Here is a 20,712-nt window from a genome sequence, read left to right on the forward strand (position 1 = left end):
TCTCTGGGGCCTACAGGGAGAGCCCGGTCAGGACCATGACCTTCTCGTAGGTGAAGTCGGCGATGGCGGAGCGGATGCCCTCGCGGCCGACGCCGGACTCCTTGATGCCGCCGTAGGGCATCTGGTCGGCGCGGTAGGACGGAACGTCCCCGATGACCACGCCGCCCACCTCAAGTTCGCGGTTGGCGCGGAAGGCGACGTCCAGGTTGCGGGTGAACACCCCGGCCTGCAGACCGTACTTGGAGTCGTTGACCGTGGCGAACGCCTCGTCCACGCCGGAGACCGACTGGACGATCATCACCGGGCCGAAGACCTCCTCGCAGGAGACCTTGGCGTCGTGCGGGACGTCGGCGAGCACGGTCGGGGCGACGGTCGCGCCCTCGCGGGTGCCGCCCGCCAGCAGCCGGGCACCGGCCGCCACGGCCTCCTTGACCCACTGCTCGACGCGCTCCGCGGCCTCGACCGAGACCAGCGGCCCGACCTGGGTCCGGTCGTCGGCGGGGTCGCCGACGACCAGGGCCTCGACCGCGGGCACCAGCCTGGCCAGGAAGTCCTCACGCGCGGACTCCTCGACGATCACACGCTGGACGGCGATGCAGCTCTGCCCGGCCTGGTAGTTGGAGAACAGCGCGACCCTCGAAGCCGCCCAGTCGAGGTCGGCGTCGGCGAGCACGACCGCGGCGGCGTTGCCGCCGAGCTCCAGGGTGACGTGCTTGCGCGGCACCTGGTCCATGATCGCGTAACCGACGGGGCCGGAGCCGGTGAAGGAGACCACCGGCAGGCGCGGGTCCTCGACCAGGGCGCCCGCGCGGTCGTTGGGCACCGGCAGCACGGAGAACATGCCCTCGGGCAGGTCGGTCTCGGCCAGGATCTCGCCGAGCACCAGGGCGGAGAGCGGGGTCGCGGGGGCCGGCTTGACGATGACCGGCGCGCCGACCGCGATGGCGGGGGCGACCTTGTGGGCCACCAGGTTGAGCGGGAAGTTGAACGGCGTGATCGCCAGGACCGGGCCGTGCGGGACGCGCGAGATGTAGGCGAGACGGCCCGCGGAGCCGGCCTCGGTGTCCAGGCGCATGACCTCGCCGCTGAGCCTGCGGGTCTCCTCGGCCGCGAACCTGAAGGTGGAGATCGCGCGGTTGACCTCGCCACGGGCCCAGAAGATCGGCTTGCCGTTCTCCTCCATGATCAGCCGGGCGAGCTCCTCGGCGCGCTCGGCCAGGCGGCGCGAGACGTGGGCGAGGGCGTCGGCCCGCACGTGGATGGGGAGCGCGGCGGCCTGCCCGCGCACGGCCACCGCCGCTGCGACGGCCTCCTCGACCTGGTCGGCCGTCGGCACTGAGCAGAGGCCGACGACACGGCCGTCGTGTGAGTTGGTCACGGTGAGCTCGGCGTCCCCGGTGGCGGGACGGCCGGCGAGCCAGAAGGGGCGCACGTCCATGCTCAGACGGTATGCCAACCGCCGCGACGGGGCGTTACTCCAGGGCGTACAAGACGGTCAGCGCGATGCGCCGTTCCGTATGTCCTCTTCTCTCTTGGGGGCTGTAACGAAACCGGCCCGCTTTATGGATATTCCTATATGACGACGGTTTGAACGATCTTCGCTCTGGCTAAGTCACGGTTGCAACTCCCTCACAGCGGAAGGGCGTGGCCGCATGACCTCTCCGGCGCCGCGCGGGCTGCAGGGTGCCTATCACCTCGGCGAACGGGCGGGCCAGGACGAGCTTCGCGGACGGCTCCTCGACGTGGCCAGTCAGCTTCTCGTCACCGTCGGCCCGGAAAGCCTGTCGATGCGCCGCATCGCCACCGAGGCCGGGTGCTCGACGACGGTCGTCTACACCATGTTCGGCAGCAAGGAAGGGCTGGCCGAGGCGCTCTACCTTGAGGGGTTCGAGCGGTTCAGACGGCGCCTTGAGGCCGTGCCTCCGCGCAGGAACGCCCTTGAGCACCTCACCGCGCTCGGTCCCGCCTACCGGGAGGCCGCCCTGGCCGAGCCCGGTTACTACGCCCTGATGTTCGAGCGGGCCATCCCCGGTTTCGTGCCGAGTGAGCGGGCCAGGACCCTGGCCAGGGCCGCGCTCAACATCCTCGACCGGGTGATCGCGGACTGCATCTCCGCCGGATACATCATCCCGACCCAGCCCAGGAGGATCGCCGACGCCCTCTGGGCCGCCGCGCAGGGCGCCATCAGCCTGGAGCGGTCGGGTCACCTGCGGGACGGCGAGACCTACAACGCGGTCACCTACGCCACCATCTCCCGTTATCTGACCGAGAAGCCGTGACCTGCGGAGGACGTGGTCATCCCGCCGTGGTCAGCGCGACCCAGAGCTCCGCGCGGGCGCCGGGGTCGTCGAGGTCGCGGCCGAGAAGCTCGGCGACACGGCGCATACGGTAACGCAGGGTGTGCCGGTGCACGCCGAGCCGTTGCGCGGCGGCGTCCCAGTGGCCGTTACAGGCCAGGTAGGCGCGCAGGGACTCCAGCAGGTCGGCGCGCGAGCCGTACTCGCGCAGGGGGGCGAGCAGCGCGGCGGAGAACGCCTCGGCCGCCTCGGCGTCCAGCAGGGACAGCAGACCCTGGCCCGCCAGGTCGGCGAAGCGCGTCACACGCTCGGTGCCGCGACCGGCCGCGGCCAGTGCCCGGTCCGCCTGGCCGAGTCCGGCGTGCAGGTCGTCGAGACCGACCGGGGCGCCGAGACCGACCTCGCCGTACTCGGCGAGTGCCTGGGCCACCTCGTCCGCGAGGCCCTCGGGGGCGAGGACGACCACCCGCTCCGCGTCCGGCGCGGCGAAGACTCCGGTGGGGGCCCCGGCGAAGCCCGCCGCGACGGCGTCGAGCACCGCCTCCCGGTCTCCGCGGACGGCCAGCACGACCAGCCGGTCCACGGGCAACGTCTCCCCCAGCAGGTCCAGGACCTCCCGCCCTGCCTCGGCCTGCCCGGCCAGCAGCAACCGCAGCACGGCCGCGCGGATCCTGCGCTCGGCGGCCAGATGTTCCCTGCCGTGCTCGATGGCCAGCGTCAGCAGCGACCCGGCGGCGTTGACCACGGTGTGCGCGACCGGTGTGAACGGCCGCTCCGCGCCGACCGCGAAGAACCCCCTGACCCGGCGGGCGCCGAGTGGTTGCACGACGATGTGCTCGGCCGGGGTGGACAGTGCCAGGCTCGCCGGGGCACCGCGTCCCGCGGGTTTCCTGAGCCGCTCCAGTTCGGGCAGCAGCCTGGTGACTTGGGAGGCGTCCCTGCCCGCCGCGTGCCGTACGGCCCCCGCCTCGTCGAGCAGTGCGGCCCAGCCGCCCAGTTCGTGGGCCAGGCGGTCGATCACCGCGGCGGCCCCCTCCGGGCGGAGCGCGGCGCGGGTCAGGCGTCCCTGGGCGGCGAAGGCGCGGCTGATCTCCTCGTACTGCTCGGCGGCGATCAGGTCGCTGACCAGCTTGCTGATGGCCACGAACGGGGTGTCGCGGGGCACCTCGATCAGCGGCAGGCCCGCCAGCGCCGCGGCCTCGACCAGCCCGGCGGGGATCTCCTCGTGCCCGAGGCCGACGCCGAAGCCGAGACCGGTGACGTTCCTGGCCACGAGCCTGCCGACGTAGGGGGCCGCGTCCGCCTCGTGCAGGCGCATACCGGTGGTCAGCACCAGTTCGCCGCCCTCAAGGAAGGGGGTGGGGTCCTCAAGCTCGCTGACCGCGACCCAGCGGACCCGGCTGTCGAGCGCGTCGTGCCCGGCCAGCACGGCGAGTTTGAGCGGCAGACGCCGCACGACGGTGCGGAGCGTCGGTGCCACGATCACCCCCGGATTTGTACGTTACGGCAAGAGTGCCGTCGGTAATTTTGCCATAGTGCATCATCCGCATCCCGGTACGCGCGACATACCGTCACAGCATGAGCACCGTCACCCAGGGCGGCCCCTCGCTTCCTCAGGAGCGCCGGGTCGTCACCGAGATTCCCGGCCCCAAATCCCGCGAGCTGTTCGCGCGCAAGCAGGCCGCCGTTCCTCCGGGCATCGGCACCACGCTGCCCGTCTTCGTGACGCAGGCCGGGGGCGGTGTGGTCGTCGACGCCGACGGCAACTCACTGATCGACTTCGGCTCCGGCATCGCGGTGACCAGCGTGGGCAACTCCGCCCCGCGCGTGGTCGAGCGGGTGACCAGGCAGGTCGCGGACTTCACGCACACCTGTTTCATGGTCACTCCCTACGAGTCCTACGTCCGGGTCTGCGAGAGGCTCAACGAGCTGACCCCGGGTGACCACGAGAAGCGCACCTTCCTGCTCAACAGCGGCGCCGAGGCCGTGGAGAACGCGGTCAAGGTGGCGCGGCACGCCACGGGGCGCCAGGCGGTCGTCGTCTTCGACCACGGCTACCACGGCCGCACGCTGCTGACGATGACGCTGACGGCCAAGAGCATGCCGTACAAGCACGGGTTCGGGCCGTTCGCCCCCGAGGTCTACCGGATGCCGCTGGCCTACCCCTTCCGCTGGCCGACCGGCCCGGAGAACTGCGCCGAGGAGGCCGCGGCCCAGGCGATCGACCAGATCGGCAAGCAGATCGGCGCGCAGAACGTGGCCGCCGTGGTGATCGAGCCGATCGCGGGCGAGGGCGGCTTCATCGAGCCGGCCAAGGGCTTCCTGCCCAGGATCGCGGAGTTCTGCCGGGAGAACGGCATCGTCTTCATCGCCGACGAGGTCCAGACCGGTTTCGCGCGCACCGGCCACCTGTTCGCCTGTGAGGACGAGGGCGTCGTCCCCGACATCATCGTCACCGCCAAGGGCATCGCGGGCGGCCTGCCCCTGTCGGCCGTCACCGGCAGGGCCGAACTGCTCGACAAGGTCCACGTCGGCGGTCTCGGCGGCACCTACGGCGGCAACCCGCTGGCCTGTGAGGCGGCGCTGGGTGTGATCGAGACCATCGAGGCCGAGGACCTGACCGGCAGGGCCCGTCACATCGGCGAGGTCATGCTCCCCCGGCTGCGGGCCGTGGCGGAGCGCAACCCGGTGATCGGTGACGTGCGCGGCCGGGGCGCCATGATCGCGATCGAGCTGGTCGTCCCCGGCACCAAGGAGCCGCACCCGACGGCGGCCGGCGAGATCGCCGCCAGGTGCCACGCGGAGGGGCTGCTCGTGCTGACCGCCGGCACCTACGGCAACGTTCTGAGATTCCTTCCGCCGCTGGTCATGCCCGACCACCTGCTCGAAGAGGGACTGACGATCCTGGAGAAGATCATCAGCGAGATCTAACGGTTTGGATCACCGCAAAAGGGGCACCCGGCTTAAGACTGGGTGCCCCTTTTATTGCGTTATGGAAGGCGCACAGGGAGTGATTTAACCACCGCTTGACACTTACCACACTGATCACGGACGGAAACGGCGTTATAACGGTTCCGGTATAAGACTTCGCGATCAAGACGGGAGACGTGATGGACTGGCGGCATACCAGGGCGGCACGGATCACGGCGACGTTCGACCCGGAGGGCCTCACCCGGGCTCAGTGCGAGGGCGACGCCTGTGTTACCTGCCACAAGAGATGGCCCCGGCCAAGGATCAGGATCGGCAGGCTGCCCAACGACTCCCCGCTGTTCGCCTGCGACGAGTGCGCCGAGGCACTGGTCCAGGAGACCGAGGAGAACATCTACCACCTGCCCCGCCGCGCGGCCTTCTTCTGAGGCTCGCCTCCGCGCCGTCTCAGGCGGACAGCAGCGCCCCGTGCGTCTGCTCCCGCATCCTCCACGGCGAGCCGTAGTCATCGAGCAGGTCCAGGAACGGCACCGCGTCGAACGCCTCGGGTCCCAGCACCCCCGAGCCCGCCCAGACCCCGCTCGCCAGCAGTTCGAGCGCGACCACCGGGTGCAGTGCCGTCTGCCACACCACGGCCTGGCAGCCGTACTCCCGCATCGACCACGCGTTGTCCACCACGTGGTACAGGTAGACCTCCCTGGGCGCGCCGTCCTTGCCGACGCCCTTCACCCAGGTGCCCGCGCACGTCTTGCCGCGCATCCGCTCGCCGAGCGTCGCCGGATCGGGCAGGGCCGCGGCGACCACGTCCCTCGGTGAGGCCTCGACACCGCCGACCCGGATCTTGCCCGCGTTGTCCAGGCCGAGCTTGCGCAGGGTCTTCAGGACGCCGATGAACTCCTCGCCGAGACCGTACTTGAACGTCACCCGCCCGGCGTCGATCCAGCGCGGCACGAGCAGGACCTCCTCGTGCTCGACGTTGACGCACTCGACGGGGCCGATCCCCTCGGGGAAGTCGAACACCTCGGGTTCGCTGAACGGCTCGGTGGTGTGCCAGGCGCCGTCCTCCCAGACCACAGGAGGGTTCAGGCACTCCTCGATGGTCGTCCAGATGGAGAAGGTCGGCGCGAAGTCGTAGCCCTCGACCACCAGGTTCGACCCGTCGCGGACACCGATCTCCTCGATGCTCTCGAAGAGGTGCTCGGCCGCGTAGCGCGCGAACACGTCGGCCAGCCCCGGTTCGACCCCCATGCCGACCAGCGCGAGGCGACCTCTGTCCCGCCACCGCCCGGTCAGAGCGAACTGCTCGTCACCGAGCTTCACCCCCGGCAGCTCGTACGGCCTGCCCGGGTGGGGGCGGGACAGCGACATCGCCATGTCCAGGTAGTCCGCCCCCGCGTTGAGCGCGGCCCTGAACAGCGGCATGGTGAAACGCGGATCGACGGCGTTGAGGAGCACGTCGCAGCGGTGCCCGGCCAGGGCGGCCTCGACCGCCTCCTGGTCGGAGGCGTCCAGCGTGATCGCGCTGAACCGCGGGTCACCGGCTCTGGCCACCGCGGCGGTGGCCCGGCTCTGTTGAGAGTCGGCCACCACGATGTGTTCGAAGAAATCTCGGCGCGCCGCGATGGGGACGACGGCCGAGCCGACCCCGCCCGCTCCCACAAGAAGGATTCTCATGGCGGGATCCTATCCACTGACTGGTCAACCAGTCGATATTCGGGACGTGATTTCACCACCGGATTCGTCGCGGGTGACGGACGCCCCCACGGAAACCGTGGCCGCCTCACACATGGACGGAGGGGGACGTCCCGTTCAGCCGCGGGCGGTGGCCGCCCCGCTCACTTCACCAGGTCCTTCCACCTTTTTTCCCATTCGGTGTAGTCAGTGCATTCCCCACCCGAACCACCGCAGTCCTTCGTCGGACGCGTGGCGAAGAGGACACTCCCGAGCTCGCGGTCGTCACGCGCGTGGTAGGCGTCGCACAGCCTCCGGACCTCGCCGTCGCAGGCCTTGACGTTGGCGGGGGCCAGCCCCGTCCAGGCTGCGGCCGAGTGCTGCGTGTCCGCGGAGCCGACCCAGTTGAGCCACTTGTAGGCGCAGTTCGGGCTGGTGGCGCCGGTCCCGACCATCCAGGCGTCGGCCCACCCGGTCACCGGCCCCTTCTCCCGCTCGACCGTCCTGCCCGCGCGCTCGAAGAGATCCAGGTGGTACGGCAGCGCCTGGGCCACGTGCGCCTCCCCCGTCGAGAAGGCCTGGATCACCTCCAGGGTGCTCGTCCAGTACACCCGGCGGGGCCCGTCGTGCTCGGCCAGCAGCCCGACGGCGGCGTCGAGCTGGGCGGGGGTGAGCTGGTAGGGGTCCTTGACCCCCAGCTCCGGCCTGGTCCGCCTGAGTGCCAGGGCGGCGTCGGCGATGCTCAGCGGGGTGTCCCTGACGGCCGACTGCTCCGTCCGGTAGACCGCGTCCGGCCCGTCGGGGGCGCCGGGCTCGCGTATGACCTGGTTGGTCCCCCACAGATAGGGGACTCCGTAGACCTTGCCGCTCGCGTCCCGGGTGGCGGGCAGTTCACGCAGCCGCCGGGGGATGTCCTTGTAGGACCGCAGGAGCGTGGTGTCCAGCGGCCTGACCGCGCCGTCCGCGATCAGCCTGCCGGCCAGGTCGGGGGAGGCCGAGATCACGTCGTAGGAGGCCGAACGGACCTTCTCCGCCATCTCCTCGCCGGAGTGGACCCGGTCGAGCCTGCTGACCCTGCAGCCGGTGAGCTTCTCGAAGGGCGAGAGCCAGTCGGCGCTCGCGGTCGCGCCGCCGTACTCGACGTGGCCCTGGTAGGTGAGCACCTGCAGGGTGCCCTCCCCCCTGCCGATCGACGCCGAAGGCTTCGGGCTCGGTGTCGGGGACCGCGTGTCCTGAACGGCCGCCCGCCGGGCGAGCGCGCCGGGGGCCGTCGCGACCGGGAGACAGACCGTCAGGGCCACAACACCGGCCAGTGCGCCGAGACGTGTACGCCGGAACCTGTCCCCGCTCACGCAGCTCCCCCTACGACTCGATCTGTCCGGAGCCTATCGGCCGCCCGCGGAGCCCCGTCCACATACGGAGCGGCCCCACGGGAGATCTTCCCGCGGGGCCGTCCCGTCACCGCCCGCGCGGCTACCGGTTGGTCGGGAATCCGAGGTTGACCCCACCGTGGCTCGGGTCGAGCCAGCGGGAGGTGACGACCTTGCCCCGGGTGTAGAAGTGCACGCCCTCCGTGCCGTGGACGTGGCTGTCACCGAACAGTGACGCCTTCCAGCCGCCGAAGCTGTAGAAGGCCATCGGCACCGGGATCGGCACGTTGATGCCGACCATGCCGACCTCGACCTCGTTCTGGAAGCGCCTGGCCGCGCCGCCGTCGTTGGTGAAGACGGCGGTGCCGTTGCCGTACTCACCGCTGTTGATCAGGCCGAGCCCCTCCTCGTAGGAGGAGACGCGCACGATCGACAGCACCGGCCCGAAGATCTCCTCGCGATGGACGCGGGAGTCGGCCGGGACGTGGTCCAGGACCGTCGGGCCGAGCCAGAAACCGGGGGTCTCCTCGGCCGTCGTGCCACCGCGCACCGGGGTCAGGCGGCCGTCCACGACGAGCTTGGCCCCCTCTGACACCCCCAGGTCGAGGTAGGAGACCACCTTGTCGCGGTGTGCCCCGGTGACCAGCGGTCCCATCTCGGAGGCCGGGTCGTCGCCGGGGCCGACGGTCAGCGCCGAGACTCGGGAGACGATCTTGTCGACCAGCTCGTCCCCGATCGGGTCGACGGCGAGCACGACGGAGATCGCCATGCACCGCTCCCCCGCGGAGCCGAAGCCCGCCGAGACCGCCGCGTCGGCGACGAGGTCGAGGTCGGCGTCGGGCAGCACGAGCATGTGGTTCTTCGCGCCGCCGAGCGCCTGTACCCGCTTGCCCGCCGCACTGCCGGTCTCGTAGACGTAACGGGCGACCGGGGTCGAGCCGACGAACGAGACTGCCCGCACGTCGGGGTGCTCAAGCAGCCGGTCGACCGCGACCTTGTCACCCTGGAGCACGGTGAAGACACCGTCGGGCAGCCCCGCCTCCTTCCAGAGCCCGGCCAGCAGCAGGGAGGCGGACGGGTCCCGCTCCGAGGGCTTCAGGATGAAGGCGTTGCCCGCCGCGATCGCGATCGGGAACATCCACATCGGCACCATGGCCGGGAAGTTGAACGGGGTGATGCCCGCGACGACGCCCAGCGGCTGACGGATCGAGTAGGAGTCGACCCGGGTCGAGACGCCCTCGGAGAAGCCGCCCTTGAGCAGGTGCGGGATGCCGCAGGCGAACTCGACGACCTCGATGCCCCTGGCGACCTCGCCCAGCGCGTCGGAGTGGACCTTGCCGTGCTCGGCCGAGATGAGCCGGGCCAGCTCGTCACGGTTGGCGTTCAGGAGCTCACGGAAGCGGAAGAGCACCTGTGAGCGCTTGACCAGCGAGGAGTCCCTCCATGCGGGGTAGGCGGCCACGGCCGAGGCGACGGCCGCGTCCACCTCCTCCGTCGAGGCCAGGTGGACGTGCCCGGCCACCCGGCCGGTCGCCGGGTCGAAGATCTCCGACGTACGGCCCGCCTCGGGAACCTCGGTGAGGGCGCCGTCGATCCAGTGGGTGATGTTCTTCACGACGTGACCTCGGCGTTGACGGTTTCGAGCGCGTTGACGATGATCCCGAGGCCCTCGGCGGCCTCGTCCTGGGTCAGGGTGAGCGGCGGGGCCATCCGCAGCACGTTGCCGTACAGGCCGCCCTTGCCCGCCAGCAGGCCCGCCTTCTTCGTCTCCTCCATGAACCTGGCCGCGATCGCGGGAGAGGGTGCCCCGGTCGCCGGGTCGACCAGTTCGACGGCGAACATCAGGCCCTTGCCCCGCACGTCGCCGACGATCGGCAGACGCGGCGCGGCATGCCTGAGCCCGTCGATGATCAGAGCGCCGGTCCTGGCTGCGTTGGCCTGCAGGTCGTGGTCGAGCACGTAGTCGAGGGTGGCGTTGGCGGCGGCCATGGAGATCGGGTTGCCGCCGAAGGTGGCGAGGCCGGCCGCGTGCGGGCCGTCCATCAGGTCACCCCGCGCCACGACGCCGCCGACCGCGAAGCCGTTGCCGAGCCCCTTGGCGAAGGTCATCATGTCCGGCGTGACGCCGTGGTTCTGGATGCCGAAGAACGCCGAACCGGTACGGCCCCAGCCGGTCTGCACCTCGTCGGAGATGAACAGGACGCCCTCGGCGTCGAGGACCTCCTTGTAGGCGGCGAACAGCCCGTCGGGCGCCATGCTGAAGCCGCCGACCCCCTGGATCGGCTCGGCGATCAGCGCGGCCACGTCGCCTCCGACGGAGGTGGCGAGCACGTGGCGCAGGTCGTCCACGCAGGCGGCGATGTAGTCGGCGTCGGACAGGCCGCGGAACTGGGTCAGGTGCCGGTCGGCGCCGTGCAGGAAGTGCACGTTCAGCGGCGACAGGGAGTTGTTCTTCCAGGAGCGGTTGCTCGTCACGCTGATCGCCCCGAAGGAGCGGCCGTGGTAGCTCTGCCGCATGGCCAGGACCTGGTCGGACCGGCGGGCGTAGGTCGCCAGCAGCAGCGCGGTCTCGTTGGCCTCGGTGCCCGAGTTGGTGAAGAAGACCTTGGCGTTCTCGATGCCGGAGAGCCGGGCGATCTTCTCGGCGAGCTCGACCTGGCCGCGGAGCAGATAGACCGTGGAGGTGTGCACCACGCCGGTCGCGAGCTGACGTTCCACGGCCTCGCGCACCTCGGGCACGTCGTAGCCGATCATGTTGGTCAGGATGCCCGCGAAGAAGTCCAGATAGCTCTTACCGGAGGCGTCGACGACCCGGTTGCCCTTGCCGCCGACGATCTCGATGGGCTCGTTGTAGTAGAGGGCCAACCAGTTGGGCATTACCGCGCGGTGGCGTGCAAAAAGGTCCGACATACAACGAGTATGTCGGGTTACCTCACCTGCTCAAACCACCAGACTGTCGGGATATGACCGGCAAAGCCGTCATGTTGTTAGAACGCCGTTCCAGTCCTACCTCCGAGTTCCTGTACGGCTTGCGCCCTGCGACGGTTGGCGCAAGCCGTACAGGATGCCGGGCGGAGCACCCCCCAGGTTCCCCGCCCGGGCTTCTCGGAGGAGGCGGCCCCGGCCAGACCGGGACGCCGTGAGTCGCCTGAGCCACGAAGGCCCCGAACGCCACGGGCCCTCGCACCGGCACGCCCGGACGTTCGCCAGACGCGGGCTGTGCCGGCCATGTCCACCTCCACGGGCTCGGGCGACTCATGAACCATCGTCGCCCATATTTCCCACTTAAACAATCTGAAATACATGAATTTTTGGCACCCTTCCGTGACATCCCTCTCACCCTCGGATGCCCGCCCTCGACACTCGCACATTGTGCGATAAATCGAACACCGTATTATCAGCCGTATGCTTAGGGATGTGGAACAGCCCCTGTCCTCGGTGTGGACCCGTGAGAAGCGTCCTTCGAAGAGCCCGACGCTGAGCCGGGCGCAGATCGTGCGCGCGGCCATGGAGATCCTCGACGCCGAGGGGATGGAGGCGCTGAGCATGCGCCGCCTGGGCACCAAACTCGGGGCGGGGGCCACGAGCATCTACTGGCACGTGGCCAACAAGGACGACCTTCTCGAACTCGTCCTCGACGAGGTCTTCAGCGAGGTCCCGCCGTTCGACCCGGAGACGAGCGGCTGGCGCGACGCGGCCTCGGCCTTCGCCTACGGTGTGCGCCAGGCGCTCTTCGCCCATCCCTGGTCCGCGGTGCTCATCGGCACCATGCCCAGCATCGGCCCCAACGCCATGCGCCTGTCCGACGGGCTGATGCGCACCTTCGCCAAGGCGGGGTTCACCGGCATGGGCCTGGACCACGCCGCCTCGACGATGATGGCCTACGTGCTGGGCACGACCCTGCCGGAGATCGCCTGGCGGTCCGCCACCAGGCGATCCGGGCTGAACGAGCAGGACCTGGTCAAGGCGATGACGGACATCGTGACCCGTGCCGCGAACGACTATCCCGAACTGGCCGCCCGCTACTCCGAGTACGCCGACCTCGACCAGCAGGCCCTCCGCGCCGTCAACTTCGACTTCGGGCTCACCTGCTTCCTCGACGGCCTCGAAGCGCGCCTCAAGCAGCGATGAGGGGGCTCACGGCGACATCCACTGCTGGATGCGGGTGAGCAGCTCCTGCGCGTCGACGGGTTTGGTGACGTAGTCGCTCGCCCCCGCCGACAGTGTCTTCTCCCGGTCGCCCTGCATGGCCTTGGCCGTGACCGCGATGATCGGCAGGTCCGCGAAGCGCGGCATCTTGCGGATGGCCGCGGTGGCCGCGTAACCATCCATCTCCGGCATCATGATGTCCATCAGGACCAGGTCGACGTCCTCGTTGCACGACAGCATCTCGATGCCCTTGCGGCCGTTCTCCGCGTACAGCACCCGCATGCCGTGCAGTTCCAGGATGTTGGTCAGCGCGAAGACGTTGCGCACGTCGTCATCGACCACCAGCACCTTCTTGTCGGCCAGTACGGCGTCCGCCTCCCGGAGCGCGTGGGGCCGCTCGTCCAGGTCAGGCCGTACCAGTGGCAGAACCGCGCCGCGCGCCTGGGCCGACAGGTGCAGCGTGATGCGCTCGCGCAGTTCGTCGAGACTCGGCAGGAGCTCCAGAGGCTGGGGATTCGAACGACCCTTGAGAAGGTCCTCCTGCGGCCGGGTGAGCGTGCGGGTGTGGTGGGCGAGCACGGGCAGCTCACGCAGCACCGGGTCCTCCTCAAGCCCGCGCAGGAACTCCGCAGCCCCGTCCTGCCACATCCCGAGGTCGAGCACGATGCAGTGATGGTCGTCCCGCCTCAGGGCCTCGACCGCGGTGACGGGGTCGTTGGCCGTGGCCACCCTGACCGGCCCGTGCGTCTCGTCCAGGTCGGCCGCGACGCTCTCGGCGAGCTGGGACAGCAGCCCGCCCCGGCGTGACTCGACGACGAGCAGGCGGCGCCCCTCCCCACCGGCCTGTTCCTCCCCCGGCGGGACGACCGCCCTCGCCACGGGCCCGGCGGCCGGAACGTCACGGCCGCGGGGGGCGACGTCCGCGACCGGCAGCCGGAGGCTGAAGGTGCTGCCCTGCCCCAGGACGCTGACCGCCCTGATCTCGCCCTTGAACAGGGCCGCGATCTCACGGCTGATGGACAGTCCCAGACCGGTGCCGCCGTATCTGCGGCTGGTGGTCCCGTCGGCCTGCTGGAAGGCGTCGAAGATCTGGGAGAGGTTCTCCTCGGCGATGCCGATCCCGGTGTCCACGACGTGGAAGGCGAGCACCTCCTGGCCCGGGACCCCCAGCAGGTCGGTCTCCTCGATCAGCTCGATGCGCAGCCCGACCGAGCCCCTCTCGGTGAACTTCACCGCGTTCGACAGCAGGTTGCGCACCACCTGGCGCAGCCGCTGCTCGTCCATGAGCAGCTCTCCGGGCACGTCCGGGGCGATGGTGACGTCGAACCTGAGACCCTTCTCCGTGGTCAGCGGTCTGAAGGTGGCCTCGACGTAGTCGAGCAGGCGCCGCAGCGGCAGCGGCTCGACGCTGACGTTCATCTTGCCGGCCTCGATCTTGGACAGGTCGAGGATGTCGTTGATCAGCTGCAGCAGGTCGGTGCCTGCCGAGTGGATGACGTTGGCGTACTCCACCTGCTTGGCGGTGAGGTTGCGGGCCGGGTTCTGGGCCAGCAGCTGGGCCAGGATCAGCAGCGAGTTGAGCGGGGTGCGCAGTTCGTGACTCATGTTCGCCAGGAACTCGCTCTTGTACTTGGAGGCCAGGGCGAGCTGCTTGGCGCGTTCCTCAAGCTCCTGGCGGGCCTGCTCGATCTCCCTGTTCTTCGTCTCGATGTCGCGGTTCTGCCGGGCGAGCAGCTCGGCCTTCTCCTCAAGCTCGGCGTTGGAACGCTGGAGTTCCTCCTGCCCCATCTGCAGTTCCGTGGCCAGGCGCTGCGACTCGGCGAGCAGGGAGTCGGTACGGGCGTTGGCGACGATGGTGTTGACGTTGACGCCGATGGTGCCGACCAGCTGTTCGAGGAAGGCCCGGTGCACCGGGGTGAACCTGTTCAGGCTGGCCAGCTCGATCACCCCGAGCACCTGATCCTCGACGATGATCGGCAGGATGATGAGGTTGACCGGCCCTGCCGCCCCCAGGCTTGAGGAGATCGTGAGATAGCCGTCGGCGATGTCCTCGACCAGGATGGGGCGTTTGGCCAGGGCCGCCTGCCCCACCAGCGACTCCCCGAAGCCGTAGCGGCGGCTGGTGTCCCGATGACCGTAGCCGCCGACGACCCGCAGCTCCGAGCGGCCACCCGCCTCCTCGGCGAGCAGGAACGTGCCATGCTGCGCGCGGACCAGCGGGGCCAGCTCGTTCATCACCAGTTCGGCCACGACGGCGAGATCACGGTGACCCTGCATGAGACCGGAGATGTGGGCCAGGTTGGACTTGAGCCAGTCCTGCTCCTGGTTGGCCAGGGTGGTCTCCCGCAGGGACTTCACCATGGAGTTGATGTTGTCCTTGAGCTCGGCCACCTCCCCCGAGGCGTCCACGGTGATGGAACGGGTCAGATCGCCCGAGGTCACGGCGCTGGTCACCTCGGCGATCGCACGGACCTGACGGGTGAGGTTGCCCGCGAGCTCGTTGACGTTCTCGGTCAGCCGCTTCCAGGTGCCCGAGACGCCCTCGACCTCCGCCTGGCCGCCGAGCCTCCCCTCGCTGCCGACCTCACGGGCCACCCGCGTGACCTCCGCGGCGAACGACGACAGCTGGTCCACCATCGTGTTGATGGTGTCCTTCAGCTCCAGGATCTCCCCCCTGGCGTCGACCCGGATCTTCTGCGACAGGTTGCCCTTGGCGACCGCGGTGGTGACCTCGGCGATGCTGCGCACCTGCGCGGTGAGGTTGTCGGCCATGACGTTGACCGACTCGGTGAGCGCCTTCCAGGTGCCGGAGACGCCCTTGACGTCCGCCTGGCCGCCGAGCCGCCCCTCCGTGCCGACCTCACGGGCCACCCTCGTCACCTCGTCGGCGAAGGACGACAGCTGGTCCACCATCGTGTTGATGGTGTCCTTCAGCTCCAGGATCTCCCCCCGCGCGGAGACCGTGATCTTCTGCGACAGGTCACCCCTGGCCACCGCGGTCGCCACCTGGGAGATGTTCCGTACCTGGTCGGTCAGGTTGCCCGCCATGTAGTTCACCGAGTCGGTCAGGTCGCGCCAGGTGCCGGAGACGCCCTTGACGTCCGCCTGGCCGCCGAGCCGCCCCTCGGTACCCACCTCACGGGCCACCCTCGTCACCTCGTCGGCGAAGGAGGAGAGCTGGTCGACCATCGTGTTGATGGTGTTCTTCAGCTCCAGGATCTCCCCCCGCGCGGAGACCGTGATCTTCTGCGACAGGTCACCCCTGGCCACCGCCGTGGTGACCTGCGCGATGCTGCGCACCTGGTCGGTGAGGTTTCCCGCCATGAAGTTCACCGAGTCGGTCAGGTCACGCCAGGTCCCCGCGACGCCGGTCACCTCCGCCTGCCCGCCGAGCCGCCCCTCCGTGCCGACCTCACGGGCCACCCTCGTCACCTCGTCGGCGAACGACGACAGCTGGTCCACCATCGTGTTCAGGGTGTTCTTCAGCTCCAGGATCTCGCCTCGGACGTCCACCGTGATCTTCTGCGAGAGGTCACCGGTGGCCACGGCGGTGGCGACCTGGGCGATGTCACGGACCTGGTCGGTCAGGTTGCCCGCCATGGCGTTGACCGAGTCGGTGAGGTCCTTCCAGGTGCCGGAGACGCCGGGCACCTCGGCCTGCCCGCCCAGCTGGCCCTCGGTCCCGACCTCACGGGCCACCCGCGTCACCTCGGAGGTGAACAGGGAGAGCTGGTCCACCATCCCGTTGAAGACGGTGGCGATCTCCTTGAGCAGACCGTCGCCCTCGTCGGGCAACCGGGTGCCGAAGTCACCGTCCCGTACGGCGGTGAGCCCCGCCAGAAGCTGACGCAGATCGAGCTCCTCCACACCGGCGGCCTGTGTGGAACCACGTCTCGTTCCGTCCGTAGTCTCAACCATGTTCACCACCGCGTTCGTTCGGCCGAGAAAAGGTCAAGTCATCCTAAGGCCAGTGGACGGGGAGGCCGGGCGGTTGATGATTAGGCGGGAAATCCGCCTGAACGCAGAGAAAGGTCCACTCAAAGAGGGAGTTGACCTTTCAGGCTGTAAAGCAGGCGGCATTCTAACTTACAGGCTGATCGGATACTCTCAACGAGTGCTCCCAACCATCGCCGACGTTCTCGCCCTGGACACCGTCCGCCGGGGCAACCCACGGGTGGTCGCGGGAGCCGACCGGCTCGGCACCCGGGTCCGCTGGGTCCACGTCGGCGAGGTCACCGACATCGCCCACCTGCTGCGCGGCGGAGAACTCGTTCTCACCACCGGCATCGCGCTGCCCGACGACCAGGAGGGCCTGACGGCCTACGTCGCCGAGCTGGCCGCCGTCGGCGCGTCCGGCCTGATCGTCGAACTGGGCCGCAAGTTCATCAGGGAGCTGCCCCGATCGGTGATCAACGCCGCGGAGAAGCACGGCCTGCCCCTGGTCACTCTCGCCCGCGAGACCCCCTTCGTGCAGATCACCGAGTCGGTGCACGCCAGGATCATCGACATCCAGCTTGAGGAGCTGCGCGCCTCGGAGCAGCTCCACGAGGTGTTCACCGAGCTGTCGGTCGAGGGCGCCTCCCCGGCGGAGGTCCTCAGCCAGGTCGCACGCCTCTCCGGGCGCCCCGTGCTGCTGGAGAACCTCGCCCACCAGGTGCTCGCCTGTGAGACGGCGGGCCGCGACACCGGGACGCTGCTGGCCAGCTGGGAGACCCGCTCACGGGCGGTCGCCCCCGAGGGCAGGACCGCCTACGACTCCTCCTCCGGCTGGCTGGTCACCACGGTCGGCGCGCGCGGCCAGGATTGGGGCCGCCTGATCCTGCTCTGCGAGGGCATCCCGGGGCCGCGTGACGTCGTGCTCGCCGAGCGCGCCGCGACCACCCTCGCCCTGGGCCGCCTGCTGGAACGCCACCAGGAGTCCCTTGAGCGCCAGGCCCACGGCACGATCATCACCGGCATCCTGACCCACTCCTACGCCGACCCGGAGGAGGCCGCCGCCCGCGCCAGGGCGGTCGGCGTGCCGCTCACCGGACGCAAGCTGATCAGCGTGGTGCTACGCCTGTGTGATCCACAGGACGACTCCCTCGAAGGGCAGGAGCGGCTCGTGAGGCTCGACGAGCTGGCCGAGGCCGCCGCCTCCGCCTGCCGCGACGCCCGCCTCCCCGCCCTTGTCGGCGCCCTGGACCAGGACCGCGTCGGCGTCCTGCTCCCCCTGCCCCCGCGGACCCTCGCCGAGCCCTCGCTGACCGCACTCGCCGACCGCCTGCGAATGACCTTCGCCACACCCTTCGTCCTGGCCGCCGGATCCGTGGTCGACTCGCTCCGCGACGTACGGCGCAGCTTCCTCGAAGCCGAGCAGGTCGCGGACGTGGCCGTCAGACAACCCGACGGACGCCCCTTCTACCGGCTGCCGGACCTGCGTCTACGTGGCCTTCTGCACCTGCTCCGGGACGACGCCCGCCTGCAGACCTTCGCCGAACGCGAGCTCGGCTCCCTGCTGGCCCACGACGCCCAGCGCGGCGGCGACCTGACCGGAATCCTGCGCGTCTACCTGGCCGCGGGCCGCAACAAGGCCGTCGCCGCGCAGAAGGCCCACCTGTCGAGGCCCGCCTTCTACGACCGGCTCCGTAGGCTGGAACGTGTTCTCGACATCGACCTGGACGATGTCGAGTCCTGTCTCTCCCTCCACGTGGCGCTTCTGGCGCTGGAGTCGTTCCGGAGAGACAACCCCCGCACCTGAAAGGCCCCCATGCCCGAGATCCTCGTCCCCGAGGCCGCCGACCTTGCCCGCATGGTCGGCGCCGCAGGCGTCTTCGCCGTCCCCGCCGGAGACGTACGGCTGTCGCCCGACGAGCTGGACCCCGCCCAGATCCTCGCGGGCTCGCCCCAGGTCTCCTCCGTGGAGCTCTGGTCGTCGCCCGACGGCTCGCAGAGCCGGGGAATCTGGGAGATAACCCCCGGAACCGTGACCGACGTGGAGAACGACGAGATCTTCGTGGTCCTGGCCGGCCGCGCGACCCTCGAAGTCGAGAACGGCACCAGCATCGAACTCACTCCGGGCTCGGTCTGCCTGCTCTCCGCAGGGACCAAAACGACCTGGATCGTCCACGAGACCCTTCGCAAGGTGTATCACTCCGTGTCCTGAGTCCCGGCTACGGGCCGTATGGAAAGTGGATTTCCATACGGCCCATTCGCTTGGCGCAGGTCCCTCGCGTAACAGAGGGTCTGAGGGGCTTCGCCCGCAAAGACACCGTGTGGGAAAGAACACTTTCTCAATACGTTTAGCGTGTTTCGCCCACCCCGGTAGGTAGATCTTCGGCACGATGGTACGCCGCAGTCTGATCACCAACGGGGAGAGATATTCATGTCACGACGTCTCGTCGTCGGGCTTTCCGCCATCACACTCGTAGCGACAGCGATGCCCGCCCAGGCGGGACAGGCGACCCTGCCCTTCCCCTCCTCGGCGTTCCCGCTCGGCGAACGAGTGGCCCCGGTGACGAAGCAACGCAACGTGGCCCCCGGAGTCGACCTTTTCACCGTAAGGCACGGCACATCCACCCAGGGCTGGACCGTGGCCGTGCTGATGCCCAACGGGCACGAGGACGGCAGTCTGGCCACCGCCCAGGCGAAGGCCTCCGAGGTCGAGTCCGCCGGATTCACCCCGGAGGTCCAGAAGGTCGTCCAACCCGCCGCCGCTGACGCCCCCTCCGTGGAACGCTATCTGGTCCGCGTCGGGCAGTGGCCGTTCAAGAAGCGCGCCGAGGCGGACAAGGTGGTCAAGGAACTCAAGGGATTCGACATCAAGGCCAAGGCCGACTACCTCGGTGACGACGGCCTGGAGACGACCGGCCCCTGGAACCTGCGTGTGCTGACGATCGACCCCAGAACCTTCCGGGGATCGTTCAAAACGAGCATCGGCAAGTCCATCGCCAAGCGCGAGACCACCAGTTCGATGGGCAAGCTCGTCGGTGCCATCGCCGGCGTCAACGGCGGCTTCTTCAACATCCACACGGTCAAGGAGATCAAGGGAGATCCGATGGGGATCTCCGTGGTCGGCGGCAAACTCCTCAGCGAGGCCGTGGAAGGCCGGACCGGACTGATCCTGAACGGCAGGAAGGTCAAGATCACCGAGTTGAGGTCGGCTGTCACAGCCACTTCATCCGACGGGGAGAAGACCGCGATCCAGGGAGTCAACCGGGCGCCGGCCGCCGACGAACTCGTCCTCTACACCGAGGAGTTCGGCACCAAGACCGCGGCCGACGGCGGCACCGAGGCCGTGATCGACCCCCAGGGAAGGGTCGTCTCGGCCCGTCAGGCGGGTGGCGTCGTCCCGCGCGGTTTCTCCGTACTGCACGGCACCGGCCTCATGTCCGACTGGCTGCTCGAACACGCCGCGGAGACCGCGACGGTGAAGGTGGACACCAAGGTCATCGATCTGCGGACCCGGCGGGCCGTTCCCCTCACCCCCGAGACATACGTCATGGCGGGCGGCGTAGGCCTGGTCAAGAACGGCCGAATCCACATCACCGCTCTCGCCGACGGGCAGGCCTCCCTCAACATGATGCTCCGCCGTCACCCTCGGACGATGGCGGGCGTCACCAAGAACGGCGGACTGATCCTGGCCACCATCGACGGCCGCATCCCGGGCGTCACCGTGGGAGCGTCGATGGTCGAGGCCGCTCAGTTGATGCGCTGGCTGGGCGCCAAGCAGGCCATCAACCTCGACGGAGGCGGATCGAGCGCGATGGTGGTCCGTGGGAAGGTCGTCAACCAGCCCTCGGACGGTGCCGAACGTCCGGTCGGCGACGGCCTGTTCGTCACCCCCTGACCCTGTTTGACTTCAACGCCCTGGTCGCTCCGACCAGGGCGTTGTCATTTCCGCTACGGGGAGGCACCAGGCACCGTCCTCCAAGCACCGGAGCACACCCCGTACGGCGCCCGCCCGACCCTCCCACCGCCCACCCTCGAAACCCAGAAAGGGGCGGCCCCCGCCGCCCCTCAAACACCCCCGCACTCCCGGGCCAGGCACAAACTCCCGGGCCGGGCACAAACAAAAAAAGGGGCAGCCGCTGGCCACCCCCAACTCCAAACGCGCTCAACGCCCCGCCTGGAACGCGACCCCACCCACCACAACACTCCTGAGAACCCCGGAGCCAGGCACAAAAAAAGGGGGGCCACCCAAAGGATGACCCCCCACAAAAAATTGTCCGGCGGCGACCTACTCTCCCACACCGTCCCCGGTGCAGTACCATCGGCGCTGAAGAGCTTAACTTCCGGGTTCGGAATGTAACCGGGTG

At 69.3% G+C, this 20,712-nt stretch carries 14 protein-coding genes and 1 rRNA gene; 7 read left to right on the plus strand and 8 right to left on the minus strand.

Annotation, left to right across the window (positions count from 1 at the left end; translation table 11 throughout):
* Positions 1 to 10: 10 nt before the first annotated feature.
* Positions 11 to 1,438: an aldehyde dehydrogenase family protein gene (locus ABZ463_RS36370; protein ID WP_362783630.1), complete on the minus strand. Its 1,428-nt coding sequence runs from the start codon at positions 1,436 to 1,438 to the stop codon at positions 11 to 13.
* A gap of 214 nt (positions 1,439 to 1,652) precedes the next feature.
* Between ABZ463_RS36370 and ABZ463_RS36375 the strand changes: the two genes are divergently transcribed.
* Positions 1,653 to 2,279: a TetR/AcrR family transcriptional regulator gene (locus ABZ463_RS36375; protein ID WP_352008399.1), complete on the plus strand. Its 627-nt coding sequence runs from the start codon at positions 1,653 to 1,655 to the stop codon at positions 2,277 to 2,279.
* A gap of 16 nt (positions 2,280 to 2,295) precedes the next feature.
* Here ABZ463_RS36375 and ABZ463_RS36380 read toward each other — a convergent pair whose 3' ends face one another.
* Positions 2,296 to 3,783: a PucR family transcriptional regulator gene (locus ABZ463_RS36380; protein ID WP_362783634.1), complete on the minus strand. Its 1,488-nt coding sequence runs from the start codon at positions 3,781 to 3,783 to the stop codon at positions 2,296 to 2,298.
* A 92-nt stretch (positions 3,784 to 3,875) separates the two neighbouring features.
* On the opposite strand from ABZ463_RS36380, the gene gabT reads away from it, so the two are divergent.
* Positions 3,876 to 5,228: a 4-aminobutyrate--2-oxoglutarate transaminase gene (gene gabT / locus ABZ463_RS36385; RefSeq protein WP_352008397.1), complete on the plus strand. Its 1,353-nt coding sequence runs from the start codon at positions 3,876 to 3,878 to the stop codon at positions 5,226 to 5,228.
* A 179-nt stretch (positions 5,229 to 5,407) separates the two neighbouring features.
* Positions 5,408 to 5,653 (plus strand): hypothetical protein, encoded by a 246-nt coding sequence (locus tag ABZ463_RS36390; RefSeq protein WP_352008396.1) that lies wholly within the window; start codon positions 5,408 to 5,410, stop codon positions 5,651 to 5,653.
* Positions 5,654 to 5,672: 19 nt separating this feature from the next.
* On the opposite strand, the gene ABZ463_RS36395 is transcribed toward ABZ463_RS36390, so the two are convergent.
* The 4 genes from ABZ463_RS36395 to ABZ463_RS36410 all read right to left on the minus strand — a co-directional run bounded on the left by ABZ463_RS36395 (position 5,673) and on the right by ABZ463_RS36410 (position 11,176).
* Positions 5,673 to 6,899 (minus strand): saccharopine dehydrogenase C-terminal domain-containing protein, encoded by a 1,227-nt coding sequence (locus ABZ463_RS36395; RefSeq protein ID WP_362783638.1) that lies wholly within the window; start codon positions 6,897 to 6,899, stop codon positions 5,673 to 5,675.
* A 161-nt stretch (positions 6,900 to 7,060) separates the two neighbouring features.
* Positions 7,061 to 8,248: an extracellular solute-binding protein gene (locus ABZ463_RS36400; RefSeq protein WP_362783641.1), complete on the minus strand. Its 1,188-nt coding sequence runs from the start codon at positions 8,246 to 8,248 to the stop codon at positions 7,061 to 7,063.
* 121 nt (positions 8,249 to 8,369) lie between these two features.
* The gene (locus tag ABZ463_RS36405) at positions 8,370 to 9,881 is read right to left on the minus strand and encodes a CoA-acylating methylmalonate-semialdehyde dehydrogenase (protein ID WP_352008393.1); all 1,512 of its coding nucleotides are present in this window, start codon (positions 9,879 to 9,881) and stop codon (positions 8,370 to 8,372) included.
* Positions 9,878 to 11,176, minus strand: coding sequence for an aspartate aminotransferase family protein (locus ABZ463_RS36410; protein ID WP_362783645.1), 1,299 nt, complete (start codon positions 11,174 to 11,176; stop codon positions 9,878 to 9,880). Before ABZ463_RS36410 ends, ABZ463_RS36405 begins: the two co-directional genes overlap by 4 nt.
* Before the next feature lie 507 nt (positions 11,177 to 11,683).
* On the opposite strand from ABZ463_RS36410, the gene ABZ463_RS36415 reads away from it, so the two are divergent.
* Complete coding sequence (locus ABZ463_RS36415; RefSeq protein WP_352008391.1) at positions 11,684 to 12,397, plus strand: TetR/AcrR family transcriptional regulator C-terminal domain-containing protein; 714 nt, start codon at positions 11,684 to 11,686, stop codon at positions 12,395 to 12,397.
* A gap of 6 nt (positions 12,398 to 12,403) precedes the next feature.
* Here ABZ463_RS36415 and ABZ463_RS36420 read toward each other — a convergent pair whose 3' ends face one another.
* Positions 12,404 to 16,333, minus strand: coding sequence for a HAMP domain-containing protein (locus ABZ463_RS36420; protein WP_352008390.1), 3,930 nt, complete (start codon positions 16,331 to 16,333; stop codon positions 12,404 to 12,406).
* A 196-nt stretch (positions 16,334 to 16,529) separates the two neighbouring features.
* Here ABZ463_RS36420 and ABZ463_RS36425 point away from each other — a divergent pair, with 196 nt between their 5' ends.
* From ABZ463_RS36425 to ABZ463_RS36435, 3 genes are all read left to right on the plus strand, one after another.
* Complete coding sequence (locus tag ABZ463_RS36425; protein WP_352008389.1) at positions 16,530 to 18,155, plus strand: PucR family transcriptional regulator ligand-binding domain-containing protein; 1,626 nt, start codon at positions 16,530 to 16,532, stop codon at positions 18,153 to 18,155.
* A 9-nt stretch (positions 18,156 to 18,164) separates the two neighbouring features.
* Entirely contained in the window at positions 18,165 to 18,560 is a 396-nt protein-coding gene (locus tag ABZ463_RS36430; RefSeq protein ID WP_352008388.1) for a cupin domain-containing protein, read from the plus strand.
* A gap of 219 nt (positions 18,561 to 18,779) precedes the next feature.
* Positions 18,780 to 20,243, plus strand: a complete 1,464-nt coding sequence (locus tag ABZ463_RS36435; RefSeq protein ID WP_352008387.1) for a phosphodiester glycosidase family protein — start codon at positions 18,780 to 18,782, stop codon at positions 20,241 to 20,243.
* 377 nt (positions 20,244 to 20,620) lie between these two features.
* On the opposite strand, the gene rrf is transcribed toward ABZ463_RS36435, so the two are convergent.
* Positions 20,621 to 20,712 (minus strand): 5S ribosomal RNA (gene rrf, locus ABZ463_RS36440); the annotation flags it as partial.

Origin of the sequence: Streptosporangium sp. NPDC020145 (assembly GCF_040631275.1) — a bacterium.
Classification (GTDB): Bacteria; Actinomycetota; Actinomycetes; order Streptosporangiales; family Streptosporangiaceae; genus Streptosporangium.